This is a genomic window from Spirochaeta cellobiosiphila DSM 17781, from assembly GCF_000426705.1.
Lineage (GTDB): Bacteria > Spirochaetota > Spirochaetia > DSM-17781 > DSM-17781 > Spirochaeta_E > Spirochaeta_E cellobiosiphila.
The window spans coordinates 38,515-52,229 of the sequence record NZ_AUFW01000017.1 but is presented as its reverse complement, the minus strand read 5'-3'; the positions used below and the strand labels follow the sequence as shown (position 1 = coordinate 52,229).

General features: G+C 38.1%; 12 protein-coding genes. 4 read left to right on the top strand and 8 right to left on the bottom strand.

Annotation, left to right across the window (positions count from 1 at the left end):
• Positions 1-34: 34 nt before the first annotated feature.
• On the bottom strand, positions 35-922 hold the full coding sequence (locus K345_RS0103045; RefSeq protein WP_053228020.1) for a DMT family transporter: 888 nt from the start codon (positions 920-922) through the stop codon (positions 35-37).
• 9 nt (positions 923-931) lie between these two features.
• Positions 932-1,819: a cysteine synthase CysM gene (cysM, locus tag K345_RS0103040; protein WP_028972923.1), complete on the bottom strand. Its 888-nt coding sequence runs from the start codon at positions 1,817-1,819 to the stop codon at positions 932-934.
• Between the two features lie 65 nt (positions 1,820-1,884).
• Between cysM and K345_RS0103035 the strand changes: the two genes are divergently transcribed.
• A complete protein-coding gene (locus tag K345_RS0103035; RefSeq protein WP_028972922.1) occupies positions 1,885-3,057 on the top strand; it encodes a trans-sulfuration enzyme family protein in 1,173 nt (390 codons plus the stop codon).
• 5 nt (positions 3,058-3,062) lie between these two features.
• Here the strand turns inward: K345_RS0103035 and K345_RS0103030 are convergent, their stop codons facing one another.
• On the bottom strand, positions 3,063-3,902 hold the full coding sequence (locus K345_RS0103030; RefSeq protein WP_028972921.1) for a patatin-like phospholipase family protein: 840 nt from the start codon (positions 3,900-3,902) through the stop codon (positions 3,063-3,065).
• Between the two features lie 162 nt (positions 3,903-4,064).
• Here K345_RS0103030 and mtaB point away from each other — a divergent pair, with 162 nt between their 5' ends.
• Positions 4,065-5,342, top strand: coding sequence for a tRNA (N(6)-L-threonylcarbamoyladenosine(37)-C(2))-methylthiotransferase MtaB (gene mtaB, locus K345_RS19460; protein ID WP_169714756.1), 1,278 nt, complete (start codon positions 4,065-4,067; stop codon positions 5,340-5,342).
• Positions 5,343-5,379: 37 nt separating this feature from the next.
• On the top strand, positions 5,380-5,925 hold the full coding sequence (locus tag K345_RS0103020; RefSeq protein WP_028972920.1) for a DUF2715 domain-containing protein: 546 nt from the start codon (positions 5,380-5,382) through the stop codon (positions 5,923-5,925).
• On the opposite strand, the gene K345_RS0103015 is transcribed toward K345_RS0103020, so the two are convergent.
• Positions 5,915-6,844, bottom strand: a complete 930-nt coding sequence (locus tag K345_RS0103015) for an RluA family pseudouridine synthase (RefSeq protein ID WP_028972919.1) — start codon at positions 6,842-6,844, stop codon at positions 5,915-5,917. The genes K345_RS0103020 and K345_RS0103015 overlap by 11 nt on opposite strands.
• Positions 6,845-6,889: 45 nt before the next feature.
• Here K345_RS0103015 and lon point away from each other — a divergent pair, with 45 nt between their 5' ends.
• Positions 6,890-9,265, top strand: coding sequence for an endopeptidase La (lon, locus tag K345_RS19455; protein ID WP_053228017.1), 2,376 nt, complete (start codon positions 6,890-6,892; stop codon positions 9,263-9,265).
• Positions 9,266-9,309: 44 nt separating this feature from the next.
• Here lon and K345_RS0103005 read toward each other — a convergent pair whose 3' ends face one another.
• From K345_RS0103005 to serC, 4 genes are all read right to left on the bottom strand, one after another.
• Positions 9,310-10,350, bottom strand: a complete 1,041-nt coding sequence (locus K345_RS0103005; protein ID WP_211227822.1) for a peptidylprolyl isomerase — start codon at positions 10,348-10,350, stop codon at positions 9,310-9,312.
• Between the two features lie 75 nt (positions 10,351-10,425).
• Positions 10,426-11,196 carry a response regulator gene (locus K345_RS0103000; protein WP_028972917.1) on the bottom strand — a complete coding sequence of 257 codons (771 nt, stop codon included), beginning with the start codon at positions 11,194-11,196 and terminating at the stop codon, positions 10,426-10,428.
• A gap of 191 nt (positions 11,197-11,387) precedes the next feature.
• Positions 11,388-12,560: a phosphoglycerate dehydrogenase gene (locus tag K345_RS0102995; RefSeq protein ID WP_028972916.1), complete on the bottom strand. Its 1,173-nt coding sequence runs from the start codon at positions 12,558-12,560 to the stop codon at positions 11,388-11,390.
• Positions 12,560-13,636 carry a 3-phosphoserine/phosphohydroxythreonine transaminase gene (serC, locus tag K345_RS0102990; protein ID WP_028972915.1) on the bottom strand — a complete coding sequence of 359 codons (1,077 nt, stop codon included), beginning with the start codon at positions 13,634-13,636 and terminating at the stop codon, positions 12,560-12,562. The genes K345_RS0102995 and serC overlap by 1 nt, the downstream gene beginning before the upstream one ends.
• Positions 13,637-13,715: the final 79 nt, after the last annotated feature.

The window sequence follows — 13,715 nt, the reverse complement described above, 5'->3', positions numbered from 1 at the left end:
AATTGTCAAGATTAATTAGGGTTAACAATGTTCATTATTTTTGTTTTGCTGGAACGAGGTAATAAAGTAAGACGGCTCCACCACTAATCAGTATACCTACTATACTTAATAAACTAGGTTCTTCTTCGGGGAGAATCACCCAAGAAAGCAAAGCACCAAACACTGGAATAATAAATTTCCAAAAACTAAGTTGGGATACTTTGACGTCTTTATCAGCCAATAGGTAATACCATAGGCTAAACGCGCCTGTTGAGAGGAATATTAGCCAACCTAAAGCAGCCCAGAATATTGTATTATGGGGCAAAACAAAACTGTTATGATTCGTTAGGACTGTCAGCAGAATGAGAAACGACCCTCCCAACATGAACTGCAAGGAATTAAGCGCAAAGGGATTCAAGTTCTTATCACGTTTCTTGGCCACTAAAATACTGGCAAATGAGGATGATAATACAGAGATCAATAGTAATAGAAGACCTAATAGGTAAAACATGTCTCTATTGGCGGAGAATCCTTTGGGTATTGCTAATATTACCACACCAAATATTCCAGCTCCAATGGTCAAGGCTTTGGCTTTGTTCATTTTGTCATCGTGAAAATAAAAATGACTTAATACCGCCGCGGCCAAAGGACCAATCCCGACCACAATGGCTCCCGATGCTCCATCAACTAGGTTCATTCCAAAAGTAAAGGCTCCATATTGTAATGCTGTTTGGATAAACCCTAAAGGAATTGCAATCTTAAATAGTTCTTTGATTTTTTTTTCCTTAAGGATAAAAGGTGATAGAACCAACCCCGCAGAAAAGAAGCGGACACCAGCTAATGGTAAGGGTTGCCAATAAGCAAGGGCATATTTAATAACTGCAAATGCTGAAGACCACAAAAGGCAAGCGAGGATGGCTAATAAGTGTTGTTTTATTTTCATCCGTGCATATTACACAGGAAAGACGCCTGTAGATAAGTATTTATCACCTCTATCTGGAAGAATTATAACAAGTGTTTGTCCTGTAACCTGGCTGTCTACCTTGAGTGCTGCTGCTACATTACCACCTGCACTGATTCCGCAGAAGATTCCTTCCTGAGAAGCCATCTTTCTGGTTATATCTTCTGCTTCTTCCTGGGATACATACTGTATTGAGTCTATTTGATCACCTGAATAGATTTTAGGTAAATATTCTTTTGCCCATTTTCGTATCCCTGGTATATTAGCACCTTCTAAAGGTTGTACTCCTATGGATATTAGGGAGGGCTTTTTTTCTTTTAGATATCGTGTTGTTCCTACTAAGGTTCCTGTTGTTCCCATGGTAGCAAAGAAGTGGGATACTTCTCCATTAGTCTGTTTCCATATCTCTGGTCCAGTACTCAGGTAGTGAGCCTCTGGATTGTGATAATTGCCAAACTGATCAAGCTTGATTGCCTGCTTACGAGATGCCATTTCATCTGCTAGATCTATGGCTCCCTCCATACCTTTTGATGCCGGTGTCAGAATGACTTCTGCTCCATAGGCTTTCATGATGGCGATTCGTTCTTTACTTGAGTTTTCAGGCATTATAAGCTTGTACTTGTAACCTTTTATAGCTGCAGCCATAGCTAGGGCTATGCCTGTATTTCCACTAGTGGCTTCAACTAAAGTGTCTCCAGGTTGTATAAGTTTTTCTTCTTCTGCTTTAACAATCATGTTGTAAGCCGGGCGATCTTTAACTGATCCGGCAGGGTTGTTTCCTTCGAGTTTGACTAAAAGAGTGTTTTTACCTGAACCCAGTTTTTGTAATTTAATTAGGGGTGTATTCCCGATTATATCTTTAACCGTCAAGTAATTCATGTTATTCTCCAGTTTATCTATCAGAATGATAGAGTAAGTCTTGTCTTAAAAATAAGGGGGAATCAATGAAAAAGCAACGGTTTCAAACTAAAGCTGTAAGAACAAAAGTCGAAAGTAGTCAGTATGGAGAGTTCTCTTCCCCTATCTATATGACTTCTGGCTACCAATTTGAAGATGCGGAAGATGCACGTGCTAGATTTACAGGGGAGAAGGATGACAACATATATTCTCGTTACTCAAATCCTTCCGTGTCTGAGTTCATCCTCAAGTTGGCGAGTTTGGAAGGTGCTGAAGACGGTATTGGTACCTCTTCAGGTATGGCGGCTGTCTTCGGAACCTTTGCTGGTTTATTAAATGCAGGTGATCATTTTATTGCTTCCCGAAGTTTGTTTGGTTCTACTGTTTCTGTGATTAATCAGATACTTCCGAGATGGAACATAACCGCATCTCTAGTGGATCCTTCCAACCCTGATTCCTGGACCAGTCAAATCACCACAAGGACGAAACTCTTCTATCTGGAAACACCAACAAATCCAGTATTAGATTTAATAGATTTAGAATTAGTATCTGAATTTTGTAAGAAAAATAAATTGATTATGGTTGTTGATAATTGTTTCGCTAGTCCCTATGTTCAGCAACCACTTATCTGGGGTGCTGATATTGTCCTTCATTCTGCAACTAAATATATCGATGGACAGGGGCGATCTATGGGAGGAGCTATACTTGGCAAGTCAGAACTTCTAGAACCTATTCGCTTTTTTTGTCGTCAGACAGGACCTGCTTTAAGTCCCTTCAATGCCTGGGTATTAAGCAAAAGTCTAGAAACCCTTCCTGTCCGAATGAGGGCTCACAGTGAAAATGCATTAGAGATCGCCAAAAGACTTGAAGTACATCCTCTAGTGAACTGGGTTAAGTACCCGCACCTTCCCTCCCATCCTGCTTACTCTGTTGGGGTTAAGCAAATGAAAACAGGAGGGGGTATGGTGGCCTTTGAGATAAAGGGAGGTGTCGAACAGGGCCGCAAGTTTTTAGACCATTTGAAAATGTTCAGTCTGGTAGCTAATCTTGGTGATTCTAGATCTATTGCGACTCATCCTGCTTCCACAACTCATTCTAAACTATCAGAACAGGAACGCTTAGCAGCGAATATAACAAATGGATCCATACGATTAAGTATAGGATTAGAGGATGTGGAAGACATATGGGAAGATCTTCAACAAGCTCTTCAACAAAAATAGAATAACTAGATTAAGGAAAGGCTCTCTTTGTATGCTTTTCCTGCTTCCAGACCAATACTATAACCAGCTTCCAGTTTATTGATATCAATGGTCATGCGGGACACATCAAAATCATCGGAAGGGGCAATAGTGTGTATTGTACAATCTGATGGAGGATTGTTAATGAAATCTAAAGATTCATTGTACACTTCATCTCGTATGTTCATAGCATTCCTAATCCCCTCGCTTCTATAGATGATTTTGGATAATGGTTTGGAAAGCTTTGATTTTTTCTTGCGATAACCTGCTTTTTGGGAAAGGACAACTGTAATGTTTCTCGCTCCCATTTCGTAGGCTTTTTTAACTGGTATGGGATCAGCGACTCCTCCATCAAACATTCTTCTGTTATTGTAGAGCGCTTGTCCTCTATAAGCTAAGGGCAGGGCACAAGAACCTTTTAATAGCTGGATCAAATTATCTTTATCCGCTCGAATGTATTCTGCAATACCCGTATCTTCCGGTGTTACAACAATATAAAAAGTACATTCTTGTTTTGAAAAGGTATCAAAGTCATAGGGGATCTCTTTAAGAGTGATATCCCATAACCAATCAAGATCCATCATACTTCCGCCAGTGAAAGCACGCTTTTTATTAATAAAATCTGGGCGACAGGAGTAATCAACAATTACTCGATAACTTCGCTTAAGTTGGTTAGACATCCAGCTCGATAGGTTCGTCGATCCAGCAGACACTCCTAAGCAAAAATCAAAGTCCTTAAGATTATTGAGAAGAAAAGAATCCAAGACTCCAGCGGCAAATACACCACGCATTCCTCCACCTTCGACAACCAAAGCTTTTTGTTTCATATCCTGCCTCCATCTAAGGAATAACATAAAATACACATAATGTGAATTGCTACACTAGGAGTGTTAATGATAGTTTGTTGATAAAAAAACTCAACAAATAGGGAAATTGATCTCTCTTCCCTCTATTCAATGATTGGTATTCTCTGGCATAATTCTCGCGCTATGAAGAAGATAGGTTTTCAAACATTAGGCTGTCGCCTAAACCAATACGAAACAGATTCACTTGTCACCAGCTTTACAAAGGCTGGATATGATGTTGTTCCTTTTGAAGAAGAAGCTGATGCTTATATTATTAATACCTGCACAGTTACCAATAAGAGTGATAGAAAAAGCAGAAATACTGTAAATAAAGCCAAGAACAGAACTGAGAACCCAGTGGTTGTTGTTACTGGATGTTATGTCGATTCTGATAGAGAGGCTTTAGAAGCAGCAGAAGGCATAACCTATGTCGTTGATAATGATAGAAAAAGTGAAATATTCTCCATTGTGGATGCTCACTTTAAAGGCGAGTTTATTCAGCCTACGAATTTAGTGGGTGATCGTTTTGCATATAATACCGCTGTAGATGGTTTCCATACGAGAGGAATGATAAAGATCCAAGATGGTTGTGATAATTTTTGTACCTTCTGTATTATCCCTCATGTTCGCGGACGGGCCGTAAGTCGTCCTGTAGATAAAATCCTTGATAATGTTAAAAAAGCTGTAGCCCAAGGTTTTAAAGAAGTTGTCATAACTGGTGTTAATATCAGTAGATACAATTATGAAGGCGTTAGTTTTGAAGATCTCATTGAACAGATACTTAATCTGGATCTGGATTTTCGATTAAGAATCTCAAGCATGGAACCAGAAATGATAGGGGATAAGTTTTACAAATTACTAAATCACCCCAAAATGACTCCCCATTTACATTTATGTTTACAGAGTGGAAGTGAAAAGACTTTGTTAAAAATGCGTCGTCAATATACCTATCAACAATATAAGGATATTGTGACCAAAGTCAGATCTACAAATGATAACTTTCATATAACAACAGATTTAATAGTCGGATTTCCTGGTGAATCTGACGAAGATTTTAATGAAACGATTAGTGCTATTCGAGAAATAGGCTTTGGACATGTTCATACTTTTCCTTATAGTCGTAGGAAAAACACTAGAGCAGATAGAATGATTGATCAGATTCCCGAATCTGTAAAAAAAGATAGAGCAGAGCAAATCAGGAATGCTTCAGAAGAGTGTAAAAGAATATATGGTCAAAGCTTAATAGGACAAACAGAAAGAGTTTTGATTGAAAAAGTGATTGATGGTATGGCCCAAGGTTACGGTCAGCATTATGTTCCCATACAATTTCCCTGGGATGGAAGCAATAATGAGTTCGTGAATGTAAATATCCTTGGGCTTAGTGAGGGGGATGATCCGCATTTAATAGGTGCAACTTGCTAATCGAATAATCCTTAACTAGAATGGTAGAGAGGAGTTCATGAACAAGTACATTATTCTTGCTATTTTCTTTCTGCCATTTAACCTCTTTTCCCAAAGTCAGAATGGGGATGAATGGAATTTAGGATTGACAACGGGTGTTATTATTCCTTTTGGAATCCTGGCTGATGTTACTGATAGTTTTATGGTGCTTGGTGGCTTTCAACTTAACTCTCCCAAGAAAAATATTCTTTATTTTAGTTATCAACAGGATTTTTCTGGTGTATCAGCTTCTGCTGAATCTGAATTGAATGAGTTATTCTACTTGCAATCAAGGTTAATGTTGGGATTAAGTTTTCACCTCCAGGGTGATCTGTATCTGATTCCCCTGGCCGGTCCTAGTTGGCTTTGGTTGAAAGGATCGATTAAAGATACGGAGGGCCATCTGGAGGCTCAAAAGAAGGACTCCTTTTGTATGTCCTATGAGGTTCGTCTTCCTTTTTTGTTGGGAGATTTCTATTTTTTAGAACCATATTGGGGAGTAGATGTCGCATCGGATGAAGAAAATAGTACTTACATTCGTGCAGGTCTTTCTATTACTTATTAAATAAACTGTTCCATTTTTGTGGTACAGGACTTACCAATTCTATTCTAGTTCCATCGTGCGTTGAGAAAGACAAATAAGCACTATGTAAGGCTTGGCCTGGTAATATAAGATCTGTTTTATCTTTATCTGTTAATTCATCATTCATCAACTTTATGAAATACTGCTCATCTAAACCATACACTTTGTCTCCCACAACTGGATATCCTAGGGAAAATAAGGTACTTCTAATTTGATGCATTCGTCCTGTGTGAAGTGTGGCTTCCAATAAACTAAAATCCTTATTTTGTTGAATGGTTTTAAACTCTGTACGAACTTTCTGACCTTGTGTGCTTAAAGAGTCCGCATCTGAAATAAACTTTCTCTTCTTACGAATACTACTCTTTTCATCTTTTATAAGAAAACCAGAGGCATCTAAGTATTCGGGAAATGTCCCATGTACCAGCACTTTATACTTTTTGGTGATTCCTTTATTGATGCCTAAATTGTAATAGTATTTGCCATTGCTGTCATTTATTACAACTATCATAAGACCAGATGTTTCTCTATCTAGTCGGCTTAACATATGAACATTGGGATAGGTATCTTTGAGTAAATACCATAGGGTATTTTTATAATATATACCCCCAGGGTGACAGGGAAGATTATAAGGTTTATCAATTATTAGTATATCTCTACTGTTATGGACTATACTGTAATTAGTATTGACTTCAGGTTCAACTAAGTTTTCCGGTTCATAGCTAATAACATCATTCTGATTTAAAACATAATCAAGATGAGTTATCTGACTATTAACTTTCACTCTATGGTGGACAATGTTGCTAGTCCACTCAGTTCTTGAATGGTAGGTAAAACGGTTGGTAAGCCAGTCTAGAAGATTTATGCCCCTTTCTGACTTAGTTATTTGGACTTTTCTAGACATGTGATTACCTTATAGAGAATCTTTTTTTTACACAAGGATGAAAATATGGAGTGGTCAGAATTATATCCCCAATTATATATCTTGCCAGTGAAGCGATCAGTGATTTATCCTTCCATGGCTAATACGATTCAAGTTTCAAAAGAATTGGGATACCATTTATATGAAAAGAGCTCAAAAAATGACAACTTTATTTTAGCTTTTACTTCCAAGGATGATGACACTCCTGACGAAGGATGGTCTCCTGATGATCTGTATGAGGTTGGTATCTTAGCAAAGATAGACTTTATAGATGAGAAAGGATCTTATGTTGAGTTAAAAGTCAGGAATCTTCATAGAATAAAACGGCTGAATTGGGAACAAGAGGATAATTTATATAGTTGTTCTTTCGAAGTTCATAACGATATCAATGATTTAGACGAAGAGGGGCAAAGCGTTTATATGGCCTCTATAAAGGCTATAAGTGCGGATATTCTAGGTATGCTTGATGGAATGGATCATCTTGATCAACGAATTCAAGAACAAACAGAATTAGGCACCTTATTGCATTATGTATCACAACACTTAAATCTAAGCCGTAAGGAAAAGCAGCAAATTCTAGAAATGCGTTCACTGAAAGCCAGAACTCTTCATGTTCTGGATGAGATGGTTAGGCATAAAGAAAGTATAAAGCTTCAAGTGGAATTGGCAGATCGTGTTTCTGAACAGGCAAGCAAAATCCATAGAGAGAATCTTCTCAAAGAGCAAATGCGTGCCATTCAAGAGGAATTAGGTGATAAGGGTGATGGTAAAAGTTATGATGAACGTATAGAGAAAGCTCATCTACCAGAACATGCCCTTAAAAGAGCTAGAGAAGAAATAAGGAAATTAAATTCCACTAGTCCCGGGTCACCAGATGCACATATCATACAGAACTATCTTGATTTAATTCTTACTTTATCCTGGGAGACTCCTGAGCCTGTGGATTTTGAATTGGATAGAGCAAGGGCCATATTAGATGAAGACCATTTTGGGTTAGAGAAAGTAAAAAAGCGAATCATCCAGCACTTAGCTGTTATGAAACGAAAGAAAGATAAAATGGGTAGTATCTTACTATTGGTTGGTCCTCCTGGTGTTGGAAAAACTAGTCTTGGTAAGAGTATTGCTAAGGCTCTCAGTCGTCCCTTTGTTCGTGTTAGTTTAGGAGGGGTCAAGGATGAATCAGAAATTCGTGGCCATAGACGTACCTATGTGGGCGCATTGCCAGGACGTATCATAGAAGGGATGAAAAAAGCAGGGGCAAGTAATCCTGTCTTTGTACTAGATGAAATCGATAAATTAGCACAATCCTACAACGGCGATCCTGCTAGTGCATTATTAGAGGTCTTAGATCCAGAGCAAAACGACACTTTCTCTGATCACTTTTTGGAAATTACCTATGATTTATCAAAGGTGTTTTTCATTGCCACAGCTAATAATCTATCCTCCATTCCCGGTCCTTTGTTAGATCGGATGGAGTTGATTCAGTTATCCGGTTATACAGACTTGGAAAAAGAAAGTATTGCTGAAAAGCATCTTATCAAATCTGTATGGACTGAGCATGGCTTGAGGGATGATGAGATTGATTTACCAGAATCAGTCTTAAAAGAAATCATTCAAAAATACACTCGTGAGGCAGGGGTCCGAGACCTAAAGAGGAAGTTAGAAGGTCTTAGCCGATATGCTTTGGAAAAAATCTTATCCCATGAGGAAGGTACCCCTTTCAAAGTTACAGTGGATCATCTACCTAAAGCTTTAGGTAGAGAAGTGTACATCCCGAATGTATCAGGATTAAACAATCCTGCTGGAGTGGTAACAGGGTTAGCATGGACTCCCGTTGGGGGAGATATCCTTTTTATTGAAGCTAATGCTTCATTAGGTAAAGGGGGAATGACTATCACAGGTCAGCTTGGGGATGTTATGAAAGAATCTGCTCAGATAGCTCTATCTGTAGCTAGAAGTGGACCTTTGGCAGAATCAATGAATCTATATTTGGACAAGAATATTCATTTGCATGTTCCTAATGGTTCTGTTCCCAAAGATGGTCCTAGTGCTGGTATTGCTATGTTCTCAGCTTTTGTTTCATTATTCTTGAATAAGAAGGTTGATCCCAAACTAGCCATGACAGGGGAAGTAACATTGAGTGGCAGAGTCTTACCTATTGGAGGGGTTAAAGAAAAACTCATTGCCGCCCATAGGAGTGGAATACAAAGAATCATTCTCCCTGCAAAAAACAAAAAAGACCTAAAAGATCTTCCAAGTGAAGTTCTGAATGCTTTAAAGATTAGTTTTGCAGAAAATACAAAGGATGTATTAAAAATAGTCTTTGGTATTGAAAATAATGGGGTTGAGCTTCCTCTCTTTATGAGAGGAGATGATTACCCAAAACGATCTGATATTGTATAGAAAGACATGGCTGTTGCAAAAATCTATTGCAACAGCCTTTTTATTTAGAAATCAACTAATTCACATTCAAATACTAGATAAGCATTAGGTGGAATTACCCCTCCTGCTCCCTGTGCTCCATAGGCCATATTAGGAGGTAGGATAATAGTTCTCTTCTCTCCCTTTGTCATATCCATGACCATAATGTCCCAGCCAGGAATAACTCTACCTGTACCAACAGGAAACTCAATAGGTTCTCCTCTTCTAATGGAAGAATCAAATACTTGTCCATTTAGGAAAGTCCCCTCATAGTGAACTTTAACTATTGCACCTTTTTGTGGTTTTGTTCCTTGTCCAGCTTGTCGGATAATGTATCTAATACCATCTTCTGTAACTGTGGCATTGGGCCATTTTTTTTCTATTACTTCAATTTTTGCTTTATTAGCCTCTTCTGCGGCTTTAGCTGTTCTCTCTTTGGCTGTAGAAATTAGCTCTTTAAACGCTTTTGTATCAGTTTTGAAAGCTTGTGCCTTATCTCCAACCCGAAGAATTTCCACTTTCTCAATAACATCACCTTGTTTTACAGATTTTACCACATCCAAACCTTCTACAACATGTCCAAAGACGGAGTGTTTGTCATCTAAGTTTGGAGTCGGTGCCAAGGTAATGAAGAATTGACTTCCGTTAGTATTGGGACCAGCATTAGCCATAGAAATAATACCAGCTTTGTCATGTCTCAATGCTGGGTTGAATTCATCAGGAAAGTTATATCCTGGGCCTCCACGTCCTGTTCCTTCTGGGTCTCCACCCTGAATGACAAAATTATCCACAACTCTATGAAAGGTAAGTCCATCGTAATAATGATCACCAGGTGGTACTGCTTCATTATCAATAGTTCCTTCTGCTAAACCAACAAAATTGGCTACAGTTAAGGGAGCTTTCTCAAAGTCCAGAAATAATACTATTTCCCCCTTTGAGGTTTTCATCTTGGCATAAAGGCCATCTTGCATTTGTCCATCCTTGTTAGGTTCACTACTGACTAGTGCTGGAAATAGAAACAATAAGCTAATTACCAGCCATATGTGTTGTCTCATGCTATGTCTCATGTGATCCTCTTTTGATTGTTTATTTTGGGGTAAAAGCTAACATGGTAAGAGGAAATTGGCAAGTTAACCCTTATGTTATGACTTTAAATAAGTTTTCAGTTTTTCTAGGGTTTGTGTAAATATAATCTCTATTATTTTTGCTTCCCGATTTGCGTTATCAAGATCTTTTTGCAGTAAATGCGTTCTTAGCAGTTCTAAATGCTTAAGGAGCTTCTCTCCAGAGACAGCTGTTGTTGCTCCTGTTATAGAGTGATTTATTTTGCGGGATCCCTCTATATCACCTGAATTGATTTTATCTATAAGATTGTATAGTTGTTGAGGAATATCTTCTATATAAGTTTCAACAACAGATTGTAATATATGATTATCATTCCCTAATCGTTCTAAAGCTTTAGTTTGATTAAATAGGGGATACTGGTCAATGTTTGATGGATAATCGCTATCTTTTTTGTGTATTTCCGTAAAAGATGTCCACTTCGATAACATTGCTTTAAAATCATCCATTTTTATTGGTTTTACTAATAGATCATTCATACCGGCAGCTAAGAACCTTTCTTTATCATCAGCCGAGCCATAACCTGTTAAGGCAATGATAGGAGTTTTCTGATTGTTTTTTTGCTGTCTCATTAACTTCGTAGCTTCAACTCCATCCATCTCTGGCATCTGGCAATCCATAAAGATTAAGTTAAACTCGGTACCTGATGAGACTTCAACAGCTTCTCTCCCATTGTCCGCGACCTGGACTTGGCAGCCTAACTTTTGCAACATGCGAAGCTGTACATTTTGATTTACTTTGTTATCCTCTGCTAATAAAACAAATAATGATGGAGCAGTCTGAGAATCCATGCCTTCTCCTTGCGGATAGTATATTTAATCGAATAAATCAAATTGATTTATAGATTTAATGCCCCTGTCTTCTTCTGTAAGAATTCAACTTAATAATTCAATTTTATAGGTAAAATTATAAAGGAATATTTTAGCAATAGCAATAAGAAAGATTAGGACTGGTATTCCTCAAAAAATACCAGTCCAATGGTTTATGAGAATTTAATAACTCTTACCATAGTGATCCCTGCTATAGATTTAAGTTTATCAATAACAGAATCAGTAACATCAGTAGATAATTCAATAATATTGTAAGCCAGTTCGCCTCTATGTTTGTTTAAAAGGTCATCGATATTGATATTGGCTTCTGCTAAAATTGTTGTTATCTGACCAACCATATTCGGAACATTCTTGTTTGCAATTAGTATTCGGCTTTTACCTGTTATAGGCAATTCACATTCAGGAAAGTTTACAGAGTTCTTTATATTTCCAGTTTCAAGAAAGTCTTTTAATTGTGTGGCAGCCATAACAGCACAGTTTTCTTCTGCTTCGGGGGTGCTGGCGCCAAGGTGAGGGATAGCAATAACATTCTCGGTTGCTATTAGTTCTTCATCTGGAAAGTCTGTAACGTAAGCAGCAACTTTACCGGATTTGAGACCTGCAATAATATCTTTATTATTAACTAATCCTCCTCGGGCGAAGTTTACGATGCGCACGCCATCTTTCATCTTATTTATTTTTTCTAAATTGATCATGCCCTTTGTGTTGTCGTTAAGAGGAACATTGACAGAAATATAATCTACCTCTGAAATAAGACTATCCAGGTCTCTTGCTTGTTGAACTTCTTTTTGAAGGCCCCATGCTGCATTAACAGAAATAAAGGGGTCATAACCAACGACTTCCATTCCAAGGGCATACGCCGCATTAGCGACCATGACTCCAATGGCCCCTAAACCAATAACCCCTAGTTTTTTTCCCATTAACTCTGGACCAACATAATTACTTTTACCTTTTTCAATAAGGGCAGGGACTTCGTCTCCCTGACCATTCAAGGTCTGAGCCCAAGTTATTCCTTGGGCTATCTTACGTGAAGATAGTAATAAACCTGTGAGAACAAGCTCTTTAACCGCATTAGCATTTGCTCCTGGTGTATTAAATACAACAATACCTTTTTCAGAACACTTATCAATAGGAATATTGTTTGTTCCTGCACCAGCCCTCGCTACAGCCTTTAAAGACTCTGGCAAATCCATATCATGCATCTTAAAACTTCTTAGAATAATACCATCTGGTTTGGAGAACTCAGAGGCGATTTCGTAATTATCCAATGGTAGTTTGGATAATCCTTTTGTGCTTATTTTGTTTAAGGTTTGAATCTTATACATTACTTGTTCTCCTGTTCAAATTTCTTCATAAAGTCAATCAGGGTTGTAACCCCTTTTAGAGGCATAGCATTATAGATGCTGGCTCGCATACCACCAACAGTTCGGTGTCCTTTTAGGTTTTCCATGCCTAGAGCTGTTGCTTCTTTTACGAACTTGGCGTTGAGTTCATCAGATGGTGATAAAAAGGGAACATTCATTAAGGATCTGTCTTTCTTTACAACAGTACCTTTAAAGAAGTCAGAGTTATCAAGATAGTTGTACAAAAGAGAGGCTTTTTCTTCATTAGCCTTATAGATAGCTTCCGGTCCTCCTTCTTCTTTTATCCATTTTTGAACAAGACCTAAAACATAGATACTGTAGCAAGGAGGAGTGTTAAATAAGCTACCTGCATCACTATGTGTTTTATAATTGAGAAAGGTCGGTGTCTTGTCTAAAGCATTACCAATTAAGTCCTCTCTGATAATCACAACGGCGACACCAGCTGGACCTAAGTTCTTTTGAGCTCCTGCATAGATTAATCCAAATTGGCTCACATCAAGTGGTGCACTTAATATGCCACTAGAAGTATCTGCCACTAGGGGAATATCCTTTGTTTGAGGAATGTTCTTGTATACCGTTCCATATATGGTGTTGTTGTAGGTAATATGAACATAGTCAAGGTCAGATGGTATGGCAGGGATTTCTGGAATGTAGTTGTACACCTTGTCTTCACTAGACGCTAACTCAATAACTTCACCGAATATCTTTGCTTCCTTCATGGCTTTCTTAGACCAAGCACCGGTATTGATATAACCAGCCTTTTTGTTCTTACCAAATAGGTTTTGAGGAATCATGGTGAACTGTAAGGAGGCTCCCCCTTGTAAGAAGAGAACCTTATAATTATCTGGGATATTCATATTATCCCTATAGAGTTGTTCTGTTTCTTTAATTATATCATCGAACCATTTGGATCGGTGACTCATCTCCATAACAGACATACCGCTACCTTTGTAATTTAGCATCTGCTCTGATGCTTTTTGAAGAACCCTTTCTGGTAAACAGGAAGGGCCTGCAGAAAAGTTGAATACTCGATCCATAATGATCTCCTTGTGAAATAATTCACAGGTACTATAAGATCACTTTTATATGCTGTCAATTGGTTGTTGTGAAATATTT

Excerpts from the sequence above, each read along its gene's own strand:
- K345_RS0103045 (WP_053228020.1), bottom strand. The coding sequence starts at position 922 with ATGAAAATAAAACAACACTTATTAGCCATCCTCGCTTGCCTTTTGTGG.
- cysM (WP_028972923.1), bottom strand. The coding sequence starts at position 1,819 with ATGAATTACTTGACGGTTAAAGATATAATCGGGAATACACCCCTAATT.
- K345_RS0103015 (WP_028972919.1), bottom strand. The coding sequence starts at position 6,844 with ATGTCTAGAAAAGTCCAAATAACTAAGTCAGAAAGGGGCATAAATCTT.
- lon (WP_053228017.1), top strand. The coding sequence starts at position 6,890 with ATGGAGTGGTCAGAATTATATCCCCAATTATATATCTTGCCAGTGAAG.
- K345_RS0103035 (WP_028972922.1), top strand. The coding sequence starts at position 1,885 with ATGAAAAAGCAACGGTTTCAAACTAAAGCTGTAAGAACAAAAGTCGAA.
- mtaB (WP_169714756.1), top strand. The coding sequence starts at position 4,065 with ATGAAGAAGATAGGTTTTCAAACATTAGGCTGTCGCCTAAACCAATAC.
- serC (WP_028972915.1), bottom strand. The coding sequence starts at position 13,636 with ATGGATCGAGTATTCAACTTTTCTGCAGGCCCTTCCTGTTTACCAGAA.
- K345_RS0102995 (WP_028972916.1), bottom strand. The coding sequence starts at position 12,560 with ATGTATAAGATTCAAACCTTAAACAAAATAAGCACAAAAGGATTATCC.
- K345_RS0103000 (WP_028972917.1), bottom strand. The coding sequence starts at position 11,196 with ATGGATTCTCAGACTGCTCCATCATTATTTGTTTTATTAGCAGAGGAT.
- K345_RS0103030 (WP_028972921.1), bottom strand. The coding sequence starts at position 3,902 with ATGAAACAAAAAGCTTTGGTTGTCGAAGGTGGAGGAATGCGTGGTGTA.
- K345_RS0103005 (WP_211227822.1), bottom strand. The coding sequence starts at position 10,350 with ATGAGACATAGCATGAGACAACACATATGGCTGGTAATTAGCTTATTG.
- K345_RS0103020 (WP_028972920.1), top strand. The coding sequence starts at position 5,380 with ATGAACAAGTACATTATTCTTGCTATTTTCTTTCTGCCATTTAACCTC.